14 protein-coding genes are annotated in these 14385 nt (G+C 67.0%); 5 read left to right on the forward strand and 9 right to left on the reverse strand.

The features are described 5' to 3' along the window. Positions 1–146: 146 nt before the first annotated feature. From ACEXOX_RS28305 to ACEXOX_RS28330, 6 genes are all read right to left on the reverse strand, one after another. Positions 147–626, reverse strand: coding sequence for an XF1762 family protein (locus tag ACEXOX_RS28305; protein WP_406523980.1), 480 nt, complete (start codon positions 624–626; stop codon positions 147–149). Between the two features lie 91 nt (positions 627–717). Then, entirely contained in the window at positions 718–1038 is a 321-nt protein-coding gene (locus ACEXOX_RS28310) for a hypothetical protein (protein ID WP_406523981.1), read from the reverse strand. Between the two features lie 65 nt (positions 1039–1103). Continuing rightward, positions 1104–1304: a hypothetical protein gene (locus tag ACEXOX_RS28315; RefSeq protein ID WP_406523982.1), complete on the reverse strand. Its 201-nt coding sequence runs from the start codon at positions 1302–1304 to the stop codon at positions 1104–1106. Continuing rightward, positions 1301–2350, reverse strand: a complete 1050-nt coding sequence (locus ACEXOX_RS28320; RefSeq protein WP_406523983.1) for a major capsid protein — start codon at positions 2348–2350, stop codon at positions 1301–1303. The genes ACEXOX_RS28315 and ACEXOX_RS28320 overlap by 4 nt, the downstream gene beginning before the upstream one ends. Further along, positions 2347–2775, reverse strand: a complete 429-nt coding sequence (locus tag ACEXOX_RS28325) for a head decoration protein (RefSeq protein WP_406523984.1) — start codon at positions 2773–2775, stop codon at positions 2347–2349. The genes ACEXOX_RS28320 and ACEXOX_RS28325 overlap by 4 nt, the downstream gene beginning before the upstream one ends. 101 nt (positions 2776–2876) lie before the next feature. Beyond that, the gene (locus ACEXOX_RS28330) at positions 2877–3545 is read right to left on the reverse strand and encodes a hypothetical protein (RefSeq protein WP_406523985.1); all 669 of its coding nucleotides are present in this window, start codon (positions 3543–3545) and stop codon (positions 2877–2879) included. A 206-nt stretch (positions 3546–3751) separates the two neighbouring features. Here ACEXOX_RS28330 and ACEXOX_RS28335 point away from each other — a divergent pair, with 206 nt between their 5' ends. After that, positions 3752–6640, forward strand: coding sequence for a BTAD domain-containing putative transcriptional regulator (locus ACEXOX_RS28335; RefSeq protein ID WP_406523986.1), 2889 nt, complete (start codon positions 3752–3754; stop codon positions 6638–6640). A 17-nt stretch (positions 6641–6657) separates the two neighbouring features. On the opposite strand, the gene ACEXOX_RS28340 is transcribed toward ACEXOX_RS28335, so the two are convergent. From ACEXOX_RS28340 to ACEXOX_RS28350, 3 genes are all read right to left on the reverse strand, one after another. Then, complete coding sequence (locus tag ACEXOX_RS28340; protein ID WP_406523987.1) at positions 6658–8409, reverse strand: hypothetical protein; 1752 nt, start codon at positions 8407–8409, stop codon at positions 6658–6660. A 430-nt stretch (positions 8410–8839) separates the two neighbouring features. Continuing rightward, positions 8840–10378 (reverse strand): terminase large subunit domain-containing protein, encoded by a 1539-nt coding sequence (locus tag ACEXOX_RS28345; RefSeq protein WP_406523988.1) that lies wholly within the window; start codon positions 10376–10378, stop codon positions 8840–8842. Further along, the gene (locus ACEXOX_RS28350; RefSeq protein WP_406523989.1) at positions 10365–10910 is read right to left on the reverse strand and encodes a hypothetical protein; all 546 of its coding nucleotides are present in this window, start codon (positions 10908–10910) and stop codon (positions 10365–10367) included. Before ACEXOX_RS28350 ends, ACEXOX_RS28345 begins: the two co-directional genes overlap by 14 nt. A 293-nt stretch (positions 10911–11203) precedes the next feature. Between ACEXOX_RS28350 and ACEXOX_RS28355 the strand changes: the two genes are divergently transcribed. The 4 genes from ACEXOX_RS28355 to ACEXOX_RS28370 all read left to right on the forward strand — a co-directional run bounded on the left by ACEXOX_RS28355 (position 11204) and on the right by ACEXOX_RS28370 (position 14365). Beyond that, positions 11204–11815: a ScbR family autoregulator-binding transcription factor gene (locus tag ACEXOX_RS28355; RefSeq protein WP_406523990.1), complete on the forward strand. Its 612-nt coding sequence runs from the start codon at positions 11204–11206 to the stop codon at positions 11813–11815. A 560-nt stretch (positions 11816–12375) separates the two neighbouring features. Further along, positions 12376–13170: an FHA domain-containing protein gene (locus ACEXOX_RS28360; RefSeq protein ID WP_406523991.1), complete on the forward strand. Its 795-nt coding sequence runs from the start codon at positions 12376–12378 to the stop codon at positions 13168–13170. Between the two features lie 18 nt (positions 13171–13188). Next, the gene (locus tag ACEXOX_RS28365) at positions 13189–13575 is read left to right on the forward strand and encodes a hypothetical protein (protein ID WP_406523992.1); all 387 of its coding nucleotides are present in this window, start codon (positions 13189–13191) and stop codon (positions 13573–13575) included. 169 nt (positions 13576–13744) lie between these two features. Further along, positions 13745–14365 carry a hypothetical protein gene (locus tag ACEXOX_RS28370; RefSeq protein WP_406523993.1) on the forward strand — a complete coding sequence of 207 codons (621 nt, stop codon included), beginning with the start codon at positions 13745–13747 and terminating at the stop codon, positions 14363–14365. The last annotated feature ends 20 nt before the right edge of the window (positions 14366–14385 follow it).

The raw sequence follows: 14385 nt of genomic DNA on the forward strand, positions 1-14385 counted from the left end.
CGCGGCCCTGCTGCGCGCTGTATGCGCGTGATCACCAGGGGCAGGGGGAAGCGAGGGCCAGGGCGGCCAACGATGCAGCGAGCGTGCAGAGGAGGCCACCGTGTGCGATCTCGGGCGTTGTTCGTTGTCGAGGAACGAAACAGGGCTCAGGTAGAGCACGACGCCTCCCACAACATGCGGGGAATGCCTCCCGCGCCCTGGTCGACGCGTGGGCGGGACGGGCAGTGCCAGCCGGGGCGGGCCGGGCGGCGGGCAATGACGCGCCACCCGGCGCCCCGCAGGCTCGTGCCGGACTCGCCTTCCTGGGTATAGGTGATCAGTCGGCTGTATCCCAGCGCGGATGTGGCCCTCCACGCGGCGGCGTACAGCATCGAGCCCGCGTTGCGGGAACCGTCGCTGGCCAGACGGGTGACTTCGAGGGTCGTGCCGTTGTCCAGGTAGCGGGCGACCGGTCTGCCGACGATCGCGACAGCCCGCAGAATGCCTGCCTCGTCAGCGGCGCCGACTGAAAAGATGTGCCCTTGGGGCGGCTGAAGGTGGCGGTGCCACATCCGCACAAATTCAACGGCATCCCGGAAGCGAACCGGTACCAAGTGCAGACCCCGCCTGGCCTCCTCCCGGCTCATCGGCTGACCCACCTGCGCAGCACCCGACGCATCAGGGCGACCCGTGTGCGCAGTGGACCGGGGGTACCAGGCCGGCCGGAAGCGCGGGCGGTCACCGGCGGCGGCGCGGGCACAGCTCGATGGTGCTCAGCAGGCTCCGGTCGACGGCCGTGGGGTCGTCGGGGGCGGGCTCGTCGGCGAGCTGGGCGATGGTGCGTTCGAGGGCGGTGACGTTGGCGGAGGTGTCGATGGTGGCGACCCCGTTGACGGTGACCTTCAGCGGCTCGGCGAGCAGCGCGGCGCGGCGTTCGTGCAGCACTTCGAGGACGACGGCGCGCGCGGAGTGCAGGCGCTCGTAGCGGGCGGTGAGATCGGTGGCGTCGGTGTCGGGGCCGAGCTGGGCAAGAAGCCAGCGCAGGACAGCAGCGGGCACGAGAGGCGTTCCTGAAAAGAGAAGTAGGGGCGGGGAGCAGCGGCGGCTGCTCCCCGCCGTGGTGGTCAGTCCTGGGTGGTCTTGGCCCTGCGGCCCGGTGTGGCGGGGCTTGTCGGCGGGTCGGCCCAGCACACCGCGTTGGTGATCTGCTCAGCGATCGCCGGATCGGTGACCTTGGCGCCGGCGGTCAGCACCAGCGGTTCGCGGCTGACGGGATCGAGGACGTGGACCGTTGCGGCCAGTACCTGCGGGACGGGGGCGCTCACAGGACGGTCGCGGTGATGTGGCAGTCCGGCGAGTACAGGACCGGCATCGCCATGGCGGCGCCCTTGGTCCAGATCTGCACCGGGTCGTCCTGCACGTCACGGGTGATGACGATGCCCGGCGCGTCCTCCCGCTCGATCTGCGGGTTGGTGCCGCGCGAGAGAGCCAGCGATTCGGTGGTGGTGCCGTACTGGGTCTGGCCCCACTTCGCGCGCTCCGGCGGCAACATGATCCACCGGTCCTCCGGCAGGACCCGCGTGGAGACGTCGTTCTGCCACACCTGCGCCTTGTAGAAGGTCACCGGCGGCAGGCCGTAGGTGGCGCGCACCGAGTTGACTTGCTGCGGATTCAGCGTGGCGGTCGGGGTCTGCCCGCCGGCCGGGGTGCCGTAGTAGGCGGCCCGGTAGGCGCCGTTGGAGGCCAGGTGCGCGTACGCCTTGCGGGAGGTGAGCACCATCTCCGGAGCCGGGGCGCCGATCGAGTCGAGGTAGCCGATCCACCGCTGCTCGTCGGCGATCGGGTCCGCGTCCGGCGCGGACCACGGCTTGGGGGCGGTGGGCATGTTGGCCTGCGGCACCCCGTAGTCGGCCTCTACTGTCAGCCCGTTTTCGCCGGTCAGGGTGAAGCGGCCGTCGAGCAGGACGTCGGCGGCGGCCAGCTCCAGGCGCGAGCGGATCGCTTCGACGTGCCGCTCGACGTCGTCGTAGAGCAGGTCCACGAGCCGGTCTTCGTCCGCGCCGCGGGAGGCGTCCAGCAGCAGCTGTTCCATCTCGCCGACCAGGAGCTTCTGCCCCAGGGCCGGGAGGGTGCCTTCGGTCTGCGTGGTCTGGGCCTGGCGCTTGGCGAAGGGCACGCTTGCGTCGTACGCGCGGTACATCGCCGCGTTGACGCGCCGCTTGGACTGCCGTACGCGCCACTTCACATCGTGCACCTGCGTCTCGGGGAAGACGCTGCGGGTGAGCAGGAAGTCGTCCGGGGTGGGGATGGCGCGGGCGTAGACGGTCAGGTCGGCGACGCTGACGTTCTTGAGCAGGTCGGCGATGCTCATGCGTCCACCGCCCCGAGGAAGCGGATCTGCGCGCCGTGCGGCGACGGGGCGATCTTGGCCGGGTCGAGGCCGCCGGGGATCTTGTCGGTGTGGACGGTGCCGTGCCAGAACAGGGCGGCCGGGACCTTACTGGTGCCGGGTGTGAACGGCGCTTCGGCGTAGACCAGGCCGGCGAGGACTGCGCGGCCGTCGTCGGCCGTGGGGTCGTAGGCGCCATACAGGCCGGAAGCGGTGATCTGGCCCACCGGGACACCGGAGCGTACGAAGCCGTGCGGCTGGCCGGCGGTCGGCTCTGCGTAGTGGGTGCCGCGGGTCAGGTGGGACAGGTCGAGGGTGATGGTCTCGGTGGCGTCGGTGCCGTGCCGGGAAGCGAGCCAGTCCCGGTCACCGGTCACCGTCACGGAGGTGGTGTACGGCTGAATCAACGCCGCTGCTCCTGGTGGTGCTGGAAGCGGTCACACACTCACCGGCCGGTGGCGTCGTCCACGGGAGAGGAGGCGGGGCGTGGTCCCCGCAGTCCACGGAGTCAGGCCGGCGGCAGCAGGCCGCGGCGCCGTGCCATCTCGGCCCCGGCGGCTCCGGGCTTGGCAGTCGCGTTGCCGGGGCGCGGCGGCGGTACCGAGGCCGGGGCGCCACCCGGGGCGGCCGGAGGCAGCGCGGTGCCGGTGGGCGGCACGGTGAACAGCTCCGGCCGGCGCGTCTTGAGGTCCTGCACGGCCTGCTGGACGGTGGCGTCGTCCGCATCGTCGTCCACACGCAGCAGTACGGCGGCGTCCTCCAAGTTCTGGCCAGTGGCACCGACGCCGGCCAGAACCGCCCGGCGGGCGGCGTCGCGCTCGCGGACCAGGGTCGCAGCCTCGCGGGCGATCACCGCCTTCTCCCGCGCGACGAGTTCCTGCTCGCGGCGCTGCGTTTCGGTCAGCTGCTCCTGTTCGGCCTGCCGCTGTCCGTTGACGTAGTCCGCCAGTTCGGTGGCGTTGGCGAAGCCGAGCTTGTCGGCCAGGGCTCGTACGGCGGCCCGTCCGCCCTGGTCCTTCTCGCGCGCCAGGAGGGTGTTGAGCTGCTTCTGGCTGATGCTGACGGCGGCTTCGTCGTTCGACGCGTCGTCGGAGGAGGCGCCCAGGATCGGGTAGATGGGCCGGCCGTCCTTGCGGTAGCCGAGCACGGTGCACGAAGCGGGCAGGCTGCGGGTCATCAAAGAGTGCTACTCCCAGACGGCCCCGCGCCGAGATCGAGTCTACGGAAGCCAAGTGCACGTCCTCTGAAAAGCCCCGTGGCCTTCAGGCGTAGCCCACACGACGGCCCTCCGGCAGGATGGGAAAGGAGCCCACCTTTGCTGATGTGCAGGGCCGGGCAAGGAGACTGGCAGGACAAAGCACCATGCGCAGCGCAAGGGGAGCTATGGCCGATGGTGTGGGAGACCAGCAGCATCTCTGGTTCACAGTGTTAGGGCCGGTCGGAATCTGGCGGGGGACACAGCGGCTCGATGCCGGTTCGCCGCAGCAGCGGGCGCTGCTCGCCATGCTGCTACTGCGTGTCGGGTGGGTCGCGTCGGTGCCGGACTTGATCGACGCCATGTGGGGACAGGAACCGCCAGCCACCGCTGTTGCCGCTCTTCGCACTTACGCCAGTCGGCTGCGTAAGGCCCTGGGCTCGGATGCGGACATGGTGGTCAGCGAGTCCGGTGGCTATGTCCTGCGGATCGGCGAGAGCCGGCTTGACCTGGACGTCGCCGAACGGCTGTCGACCGAGGCCGAGCGGGAGCACCGCTGTGGCCGCCCCGGCCGCGCCCGCGAATTGTTGCTGCAAGCCTTGGATTTATGGACTGGCGATGCATTGACCGATGCGCCTGGGCCGTACTGTGCGGCCCAGCGTGCCCGCTTGGAAGAGCGGCGCCTGGCCCTGCTGGAGTCCCGCCTAGATCTTGACCTGGAGATCGGACGTCATGCTGAGGCAGTGGCGGAGTTGACGGCGCTTACGGCGGCACACCCATTACGTGAGCGGTTACGGGAACTGCTGATGCTCGCGCTTTACCGCGGGGGACGTCAGGCTGAGGCTCTGGCCACATTCGACGACACCCGCCGGCTGCTCGCGGACGAACTCGGCACCGATCCTGGTCCGAACCTCAGCGAGCTCCATCAGCGTATCCTCCGTGCCGACCCCGACCTGCTTCCGCCACCCGGCAAGCAAGGCGTCGGCGGCGTGCTGCTGCGCCCAGCACAACTCCCTGCTGACCTAAGTGACTTCACCGGGCGCAGCCGCATGGTGAAGGAGCTGGCCAGACAACTCACTGCTGGGGAGGGGCAAGGGATAGTGGTATCGGCGACCTCGGGGATCGGCGGTGTGGGCAAGACCGCGCTCTCGGTCCATGTCGCGCACCGCGTCCGTCCGCACTTCCCGGACGGACAACTGTACGTGGACCTACAAGGCGTCGGACCCGCTCCCGCCGAGCCTGGGGCTGTACTCGGGGGCTTTCTGCGGGCCTTGGGCCTTCCAGATGTTGCCCTACCCCGCGAAGTATCGGAGCGTGCCGCGCTCTACCGCTCCGCCCTCGACGGCCGCAGGATCCTGATCCTGCTGGATAACGCGCGCGACGCCGCGCAGGTCAGGTCGCTTCTTCCGGGCACCCAGGGCTGCGCCGTACTGGTCAGCAGCCGCACTCGGATGACTGGTTTAGCAGGTGCTCATCAGGTGGAGCTGGATGTCATGGATCCGCAGGATGCCCTAGCCCTCTTCACCCGCATCACGGGCAGGAGAGATGAGGCCAACATCGACGTGGTGGCGGCGTGCGGCTTCCTGCCTCTCGCCCTCCGGATCGCTGCTACCCGCCTGGCCACCCGCCGCAGCTGGACCGTTGCTGACCTGGCGCGCAAGCTCGCCGATGAACGGAGCCGGCTGGACGAATTGTGCGCGGGCGACCTCACGGTCACGGCCTCCTTCGAACTGGGGTACCGGAACCTGCCCGCCCAACAGGCCCGCGCCTTTCACCTGCTCAGTCTGCCTGACGGGCCAGATATTTCTCTCACTGCCGCGGCTGCCGTGCTCGGCTTGAGCCCGGTGGAGACCAGGCGCCTGCTGGAGCCCTTGGTAGATGCCTCGCTCCTGGAGTCAACCGCCCCGGACCGCTACTGCTATCACGACCTTGTGCGCCTGTATGCGCGGACCTGCGCAGAACGCGACGCATCCCCCGATCAGAGAGAGGCGGCGATGTCGCGACTGCTTGACTTCTACTTGTCCACGGCCGCACAGGAGTACGTGATCGAACGCCCCGGTGACCCCATCCTCGATCACCTCGAACCCACGCAGTGGCCCGGGCTTTCCTTCGAGAGCCGTGACACGGCTTTGGAGTGGCTGTTTTCCGAGGCTAGGAACCTACTCGCATGCGCCCGAGCCTCAGGCCACCGATCGGCGCTCCGCCGCGCGGCCGATCTGATGTTCGTAGCCAAGGACCTGGCCGAAACCGGTGCACACGCCCCGCAGTACACGCAGGTAAACGCTCACCTATTGAATGTTGCGCGGCCACAAAAGGACGCCCAAGCCGAAGGCCGACTGCACTGCCCCATGGTGAACGTCCACGTTTTGGCTGGCCGGTTCGAGGAGGCGGAGCAAGCCGCGCAGGCTGCCCTAGCATTCCGGCTTCACTGCACGGACCCGGTGCTCTCCGCCCACGCTCTCAACGAGAGCGCCATCTTGGCGTCGGTGCAGCGCCAGTACGAGAATGCGGAGCAATATCAACTCCAGGCGCTCGAAGTCTTCCGTCATTATGGCAATCATAATAGCGAAGCAAGCGCCTTGAACAATCTCGCTCGCGTTTACCTGGAGACCGGCCGCGTCGCTCAAGCAGTGAAACTCTGCGAGCAGGCCCTGGCCATCTACCACGCAATCGGTGCTACGTTGCGGCTGGCCAACGGAAAGTACACTCTCGGGTTAGCTTTGGCGCGGGCTGGTCGCCCGGAAGAGGCGTTGGAGCAGATGAATCAGGCGCTACTCATCTTTCAGAGCAACCGGCATCGCCTCTGGGAGGCCCTGGCGTACTGGCGGATGTCGGAAATGCATCTCGCCGCCAGTCGGCCGGTGCAGGCCGCAGGTCTCGCCGAACACGCCCTCGCCACCCTACACAGCACCGGTAGCAGTTGGATCCGTGCCAAAGCTCTCACCACCCTTGGCCACGCCCTCCGGCGCACCAAGCACACTGATCGCGCCCGCGCCTGCTGGCGGGAAGCACTCACGCTATACGCGCAATTAGGCTCACCAGATGCTGCCAACGTGCGGTCACTGCTCTCTGCGTAACTTTAGATTCCGGATACTCACGACTTCCCACTAATCGCTTGATGCGGGGTATGGAGGGCCTCCTGCCCCGCGTGTTGCCCTGTGAGCCGTCGCACCTCTTCGCGTGCATCTTCGATGGGATAGCCTGCGTCTTGGAGCATGCGGATACCAGTCTCCAATGAGAGTACCCTCGCATCTACACCTTTCACCACCTCATCGAGGATCGCGGTGCGGTCGGTGGGTGTGTGCGGGCCAAACATGAGCCGCGCGGGAAAGCACTGACCGTAAGGCCAGCCGTCGGCGTGCCCGGCCTGGTGAATGCGCTGCACCATTTTCAGCAGCAAGCTGTATTTGTGGGCGCGGGCCAGGCGCATGGCGTCGACGAGGGAGTCCAACGGACCGAGAGACAGCTGGAGGGCATAGCCGCTGGGGACGTCGGACGGATCGACGGTACCCAAGCTGACAGCGGGGATGCGGGCGTTGACGGCGGCCCGGTCCCGGACTTCCTCAACGCGAGCCCGTAGCTCGGCGAGCTGGTTGGAGGTGTCCAGCACGTCCATGCGTCCGCCGTCGGCGAGCTGGAACACCGTCCCCGGCGCCACGGCCAGCGGCTTCGGGCGGCCGGTGAGCCGGTCCACCTCGGCGTGCGATCCGGCCAGGCCGATGATCGGAGCACCGGTGGTCGCCGAGGCGCGGGCGGAGTCGGTATCGGTCTCCGCCAGCTCATCGAGGACCTGCATCACCTTGGCCAGGGCGGACTGGCCGAAGTGTTCCCCGTCGGCGACGGTGTTGGTGATGTGTACCAGCGGCAGGAAGTCGATCCGCAGGTCCAGCCGGTCAAGAACCGCGCCGTCGGAGCGGGTACGGAAGACGGCCTTGTCCATCGGCAGGTCGTCGAGCTGCTGCCCGTACCGCAGGCTGTCGAGGTCCCACTCGGCGTCGGTGAGGTAGCAGGTCTGCGCGGACGGGCGGTCCGGCGCCCACGGATAGGCGCGGTGGACCATGCCGGTGCTCTCGTCGTAGAACTCGTCCGCGGCCAGCACCAGCCCGCTCGCACCGGCCGTCTCCGGTTCCGGCTGCCCGACCATGGCGGGCCTGGCGTGGGCTGGTTCGACGGGGCCGAGCTCGTAGGTGATGCGCCGCACCTTCGCCTTGATGCCGCGGCGCGGATCCTCGGGAATCTCCCAGGCCAGGTGGACACGGGAAGGGTAGTCGCCGGGGTCGGCGTCGTCTTCGAGCACCGGGAAGTACAGGCCCGGATCATAGGTCTTCAGCCGGACCCTGCCCTTGGCCGGATCCCACGCCAGCAGGTACACCCCATCGCCCAGCAGCACGGCCTTGCGCTCACACGCCTGCATCCTCAGAGCCAGCAGCTCGGATTCGGCCCACTGCCGCAGCCGCTCCTGCGCCTGCGCGGCGGCCACCGCCTCAGGGGTGGCCTGCTCGTTCTTGGCGTGCTCGGCGCCGGGCACCACGATCTGCTGTGTCTTGCCCAGCAGGTGGGCCAGCGTGGTGTCCACCAGCGCCGCCGGGTCGCCGAACTCGCGCCGCTCCGAAGCTTCCTCGTTGCCGGCGACGACAGCCAGCTCCCCGGCCTGGTTCGAGTCGTAGGCGGCCAGCACCTTGTACGCGGCCAGGCGGCGCACCGCTTCGTCCGGCAGCCACGTCGACTGAATCTGGGGAGCCAGTGCACGGTGCGGGCGACCGTCGTACGAGGCGGCCATGACCGGCTTGTAGTTCAGCCACGACCAGGCATCGATGAGGAAACGAGGCAGACCCACCAGCAACATCCACAGCGTCAGCCCCGCGCCACTGATCAGCGTAGGTCACCCGACGGAACCCACCGGACCCGCAGAGAAGAGCAAAAAGGGCTCCAGGACGGCCTGTACCGGCCCCTGAAGCTCGCAAATGATCTCCCGGCCCCGTTCCGCCCACGGGGCGCTTGTAGGCCCGCGCAGGCGTCCTGACGGCGACGCTTTTCGAAGTCTTAAGGCCGGATTCCCCCGCACTGCTGCGGGGGTAGGGGGTTCTTCTGTAGTTATTGGTTATAGGTACTTACTAGAACCCCCGATCCACCTGGTTCCGGTGAACCGAACCCCGGTGAACCGAGCCCCGGAAACCCGTCTTCGGTCGCGCCCAGGGAGCCTCGACCGAGCCAAGAAGTCGGCCCCGAAGGTGCTGATGCGACAAGCTCGTAGTCCGGCGGCCCGGCGACGGCGGTCAGCGGCGCCCGGACAGCCTCCCGTCCTGGTACGGCGTACCGCCCGTGCCGCTGGGGTCTGTGCCCGCGAGCTGCGTCAGCCCGTGAACCGCGGCGTCCATCCGGTCCGGACTGTCCATTCCGGCGACCCACGTGACCATCTGCTGTTCCAGTTCTGGCCAGGCCCCGACGTGGTGGACGCGGCCCTGTTCATAGAGCTGGGCGATCGGCTCGGCCCTGAGCCGTTTGCCGTGCTTGGCCGTCACCGAAAGCACCGCCGGCATGGGCAGGCCCTCGGTGCGCTGCTCGCGCTGCAACTCCTGCCACGCCTGGCGCAGGACCTGCTTGCTCATGTCGCCGCCGTAGTTGGACTCCACCGTGATGGCGTCCGCACGCAGCTCGATCGCCAGCAGGCACGCTTCCCGGCCCCACGCGTCGGCCCCGCGGTTGCCGGAGCGGTCGTCGAGGACGTACAGGTGCCCGGCCCGGTCGCGGGCGACGGCCACGATGCCGGTCTCGTCGCCGACCGCCGACTCCCCGCCGGCCGGGTCGACGGCGACGACGATGCGCGCCAGGTCGATGCCGCGGAAGCGGGCCGCGCTGATGCGATGGTCAGTGATCCAGGGCCACTGCCACACCCCGCCCTCTTGCGGCCGGGGCTGCTGCATATACAGCGACCACCACACCCGCTCGCCCACGGAGCGGCGGATCTCGGCGAGCGCCGCCTCGTCGTACCGCTCGGGCCACAGCGCGGCCCCCACCGGCCGGCTGAGCGCGTCATCCTCGGACAGGGCGAGCGCGGGCAGGTTGATGACGGTCCAGCGGTCCGCCTCATCAGCCAGGATCCGACCCGCCAGGTCGTCCTCGTGCCAGCGCGTCTGGATGAGGATGACCGACCCACCGGGCTCGATCCGGGTGAGCAGGACCGCCTGCCACCACTCCCACAGCCGGCGGCGCATCGTCGGCGAGGCAGCTTCGGCGGCGTCCTTGATCGGGTCGTCTAGGACCGCCAGGTGCGCGCCCTTACCCGTCAGGCCACCGCCGACACCGGCAGCGGCGAAGCCGCCTTCGGTCCCGGCGATGTCGAATCGATTCGCCGCCGAGGAGCCCGGACGCAGCCCGATGCCGATCTGCGGGCCGTACGAGACGATCGCGTCCCTGATCCACCGGCCGTGATCATCGGCCAGGTCGGAGGAGTACGAGGCGATCATCACCCGGTGCTCCGGGCGCCGCCGCAGGTACCACAACGGCGCCCACCGCGCGGCCCGCCTCGACTTGCCGTGCCGCGGCGGCATGGTCAGCAGCAGCTTGGTCGGCCGCCCGGCTGCCACCCGCTCGAAGGCGGCATCGATCTGCGCCAGGTGCGGGGCCTGCATCTCCCGGCCCTCGGTGAGCACTGCGGCCATCGCGCCGGGGGAGCGGTCCAGCGCCATCTTGCGCTCGATCAGCACGAGCTGGGCCCTGAGCTGTGGAGTGGAGGCGGCGGCGATCTCGCGGCGGCGCTGCGCAGGCAGCGACCGGTACAGCCGGAGGACCGCCGCCTCGTCAGCTCTCCCCATCCTCGGCACCGCCGGCCAGGCCGATCAGGCGCTCCAGCTCCTCCAGCCCCGCCGACTCCACCTGCACCGCGGCACCATCCGGCCCGGACACCTCGGTGCGGGTCGGGCGGTCCAGTCCGAGCAGGCGGCTGCTGCGTTCGATGATGCGCACCGCACGGTCCACCGCCTGCAGATCGCCGCTGCGGATCGCCGACCGGTAGACGGGAAAGAACAGCCGCTCTAGGCGCTCGGCCATCACCTGGCGCAGCTCGTCGGTGTTCGCGTCCAGCGCCGTGCTGCGCTCCCGCAAGGCTTTGGTGACGTCCTTGCAGGCCAGCTCGATCAGCCGCTTGTCGCTCGGCGGCTCCAGCCCGCGCTTGTACTTGTCGATGCCGTACCCCTGCGGGTAGGCGACGCGGTCGGAGTTGATCGCCGGGTCCGCGGCCAGCTTCCGGCCGATCGTCAGCCAGTCCACCCCGGCCAGCTTCAGATCGATGGCGTCGGCGCGGCGCTGGGTGATGGCGGCCCGCGTGGCGCGATTGGGGCGGCCCATGAACAACTCCCTGGGCCCCGCGCCGTCCGTCCATGATCTCTGACCGAAGCCATCAACCGCTGACCTGCGGGCATCGACCACTCAGGCGGGGCAGTGGCGCAGGACAAGAACCGCGCCTTCGCCTTCATACCTCCTTGATCGAACTCGAATTCCAGGTCCCGAGGGCACGACCGCGAGGAGGGGTCGCCAGACCGCTCATAATGATCAACTTTGTCGCACAGACACCCAATGCGACAGAACGCTCGGTTTTTTCGTACTATCCATGTGGTTGCCAAGGGAAATGGTGTAGCGCAGTGCAGGAACGGGCGGTCAAGACGCGGGAGGCGATCCTTCAAGCGGCTGCCGAGCTAATCGACAAGTACGGATTCAGCGAAGCGAGCGTCAGCAAGATCATCAAGCGTGCCGGGGTTACCCCAGGCGCCCTGTATTTCCACTTCGAGTCCAAGGAAGCCCTCGCCCATGCGGTCATGATCGGTCAGGGCGACGGGCTGGAGGTGCCGCCTGGCGAAGACGGCCTCCAGCGGCTGATCGACCAGACGCTCTACCTCGCTGGCGAACTTCAGACCAACCCGAAGCTACGCGCCGGAGTGCGCCTTGCGATCGAGCAAGGAGACTTCGGCCTCCAGGATGCTTCCCCGTACAACTACTGGATTGATGAATTCGCCGGGCAGTTGCAAGTCGCGCAAGCCAAGGGAGAAGTGCTACCGGACGTGGACGTACGAGAGCTGGCCTGGACGCTGGTCGCCTCCTACTCCGGCACTCAACTCCTGTCCCACATCTCCACTCGGCGCACTGACCTGTACCGCCGCGTCACCAACCTGTGGAAGTACCTGCTGCCGGCGGTCGCTGACCCGGCTGTCAGGCCGCTGCTGACCTTCAGCCGCCAATGGGACCAGGCCGCCTGAGGCCCGGCTGGAGTGATCGGCTGCCGGGATTACGCCTGGGTTCTCAACACTCCCCGCCAGTGCAGCTTTCTCACGGCTGCCGATCCGGTCACCGGCATGACCGCGCTGGCGCTGAATTTCTCTGGCATCTATCAGGTTGTGGTGCCGCCGGAACCTTCGGCGGCACCATACCCGGCGTAGCCAGCATCCGGTGGATACCGCTGGCTGTCACCGTATTGATCGCGCTGCCATTGACCTTGATACTGCGTCCCTCAGCCACACCTCTCCAGCGACTCGCCCGCATCTTCAGACACCGGAACGAGCACGCGCGTGAATCGGTGACCAACTCCGTGGCGCGCTCTAGGCGCTCAGGCTGCGGTGACCCAGTTTGCGTGGTGGTTGAGGGTAGAGAGTAGGCAGGGCACTCGTGGGCTTGCCACTGGTTGAGCGGGCGCTTGCGGGCATGTGACCAACCGCGCGCCATGGCGAATTATGGTGGAGAAAGCTCGATTCTGCGCGGCCAGCGTACCCCCTTCCATAGATAGACTGTTTTTCTGTCTAGTCCTAACGGGGGTGGGATCATGACGAGTTATCTGCCGGATGACTCCGATCCCCAACTTACCTTCACGCACCCTTCCCACCTGCGCGGCACCCCTCTCCGCCTGACTGGTGTCCGGTCGGTTCTAGGACGGGATCCTGGCTGTGATATCCGCCTCGACGACCCGTACATCAGTGGCACACACGCAGTGCTCATCCGCTCAGGTCAACACGTGGTACTGGAGGATCTTAGGTCCGCCAACGGCACGCTTGTGAACGACCAGCCTCTAAGCACTCCCAGGACGCTGCGCAACAATGACGTCTTGACCTTAGGGAACGTGAGTATCCGGTACAACGGCTCCGGCGACGCCCCGCCAGGCGGCCACGCTGTGCAGCGCACTGCTAGGTTGCCGTTGATGAACCGCGCTCCGCGGTTCGATGTGGAGCAGCAACACGGCGCGCACATCAACAACGTAGGTGGGCACCAGTACATCGATCAACGACAGGAAAGCTTCCTCCGACAGATCGCAGCAGCGCGAACCAGAGCCCGAAGGCTTGTCCTGCTCGGCTTGACGCTCTTCATAGGGGGCTTTGCTTTCTTCGCATGGGGAGTCCTGCGCCTCATGGGCCGCATGAATACAGCCACGGGCGGATATAGCGGTCGAATTCCCAGCCCACACGAGGTGTTGGGCAACAACATCAACGGCATACCAGTCTTTCTATTCGGCTGGGCGGCCGCCCTCATTGGCATCTTCCTGATGGTCACCGGACTGGTGATGCACATCATCACCACGTCCCGTCGACGCTCATTCGAGCTGGCGGCGTCGAGCCGCTACTGACGCACATGAGAGGACCAGATGACCTTCAACATCGGCAGCCAGCAAGGCAACATCAACAACGTCGCCGGCAACCAGACCATCCATGGCGGTCAGCATGGAGACTTCACCACCGCTTCAGGCCCCCGGGCTCTGCTCGGTTTTCTGCGTACAGAACTCGACCGCGTTGGCCTCCCGCCCGTCATCGCCTGCCAGGTGAACGATGAAGTTGCCTCCCTTGACGCTGAGCTCGGCTCCCCGACTCCGGACCGCCCTACCGTGGCCCAGCGCCTTGTCCAGATCACCCGCCTTCTGGCCTCAGCGGGCGCCGTGGTCACCGCCAGCGGTCCCCTTGCAGGGGTGCTGTCCTCGTTTGCGGGGTGGCTGGGCCCGATCGGCGACTCAGTCCTTCGTGCCATCGCCAGGTAGTCACCGTCTGCTGTCGCAAACGTGCCCTGAACCTGACTAGAAGAAACGATGTCGAGGGCAGTCAGTCGCTAACTGCTGGAAAGTCAGATTTCGGAACTGACTAGGCATTGCCCTCTTCTTGTGTAAACGATACAACTCCGGCACGGTAAAGACCTTTAAGGAATTTTGTATGGGATTCGCCCGCTCCACTATGGCGGGTGGCGCAAGTGCAGGAGAGTGGCTAGATGTGATATCTGCGACAACTGTGGCCTTGATGGTTGGAGTTATTGGTGTAGCGGGAACGCTGTTTTCTGCACTTCTAACCCAACGTGCGGCTGATCGGATGAAGCGGCAGGAGTTGGAAGCCTCCAGTAGGCTTCGATCCGAAGAGCGGGCAGTGCAGGAAATGCGCGCTATATGGAATATGCGTCGTGAAATCTATGTAGCCCTAAATACCGCAGCCAGGCAGTATGTAGCGGCCCTGAAAGATATGACTCATGCCATGCTGCTCAGTAGGGGCGAGGACGAAGCACGTGAACGTCTCGATGCGGCGCGCGCAGTTCACCTCGACCACCACGCGGAAGCCCAGTTAATTGCGCCAGGCGCTGTCCTGGGTGTCGCCGGAAGCGTGAATCGGGAAATGAATCAAACATACGGGATAGTGAAGCGAATAGACGGAGGAAACCCAGCCTCGGAAGAATCATTAGAAGTGGCCTTGGCGAGGCTCGATGAACACTGGGAATTGCTCCGTGTAATGCGACACAAGATGCGTGTCGACCTGGGTGTTTCGCATGAGGGAGATGGCGATTGATGTTAGCAGTCCTCTGCGTC

The sequence above is a fragment of the Streptomyces sp. Ac-502 genome, assembly GCF_045222935.1.
Lineage (GTDB): Bacteria > Actinomycetota > Actinomycetes > Streptomycetales > Streptomycetaceae > Streptomyces > Streptomyces monomycini.

Excerpts from the sequence above, each read along its gene's own strand:
- ACEXOX_RS28320 (WP_406523983.1), bottom strand. The coding sequence starts at position 2,350 with ATGAGCATCGCCGACCTGCTCAAGAACGTCAGCGTCGCCGACCTGACC.
- ACEXOX_RS28365 (WP_406523992.1), top strand. The coding sequence starts at position 13,189 with ATGACCTTCAACATCGGCAGCCAGCAAGGCAACATCAACAACGTCGCC.
- ACEXOX_RS28305 (WP_406523980.1), bottom strand. The coding sequence starts at position 626 with ATGAGCCGGGAGGAGGCCAGGCGGGGTCTGCACTTGGTACCGGTTCGC.
- ACEXOX_RS28340 (WP_406523987.1), bottom strand. The coding sequence starts at position 8,409 with ATGTTGCTGGTGGGTCTGCCTCGTTTCCTCATCGATGCCTGGTCGTGG.
- ACEXOX_RS28350 (WP_406523989.1), bottom strand. The coding sequence starts at position 10,910 with ATGGGCCGCCCCAATCGCGCCACGCGGGCCGCCATCACCCAGCGCCGC.
- ACEXOX_RS28345 (WP_406523988.1), bottom strand. The coding sequence starts at position 10,378 with ATGGGGAGAGCTGACGAGGCGGCGGTCCTCCGGCTGTACCGGTCGCTG.
- ACEXOX_RS28360 (WP_406523991.1), top strand. The coding sequence starts at position 12,376 with ATGACGAGTTATCTGCCGGATGACTCCGATCCCCAACTTACCTTCACG.
- ACEXOX_RS28330 (WP_406523985.1), bottom strand. The coding sequence starts at position 3,545 with ATGACCCGCAGCCTGCCCGCTTCGTGCACCGTGCTCGGCTACCGCAAG.
- ACEXOX_RS28370 (WP_406523993.1), top strand. The coding sequence starts at position 13,745 with ATGGGATTCGCCCGCTCCACTATGGCGGGTGGCGCAAGTGCAGGAGAG.
- ACEXOX_RS28335 (WP_406523986.1), top strand. The coding sequence starts at position 3,752 with ATGGCCGATGGTGTGGGAGACCAGCAGCATCTCTGGTTCACAGTGTTA.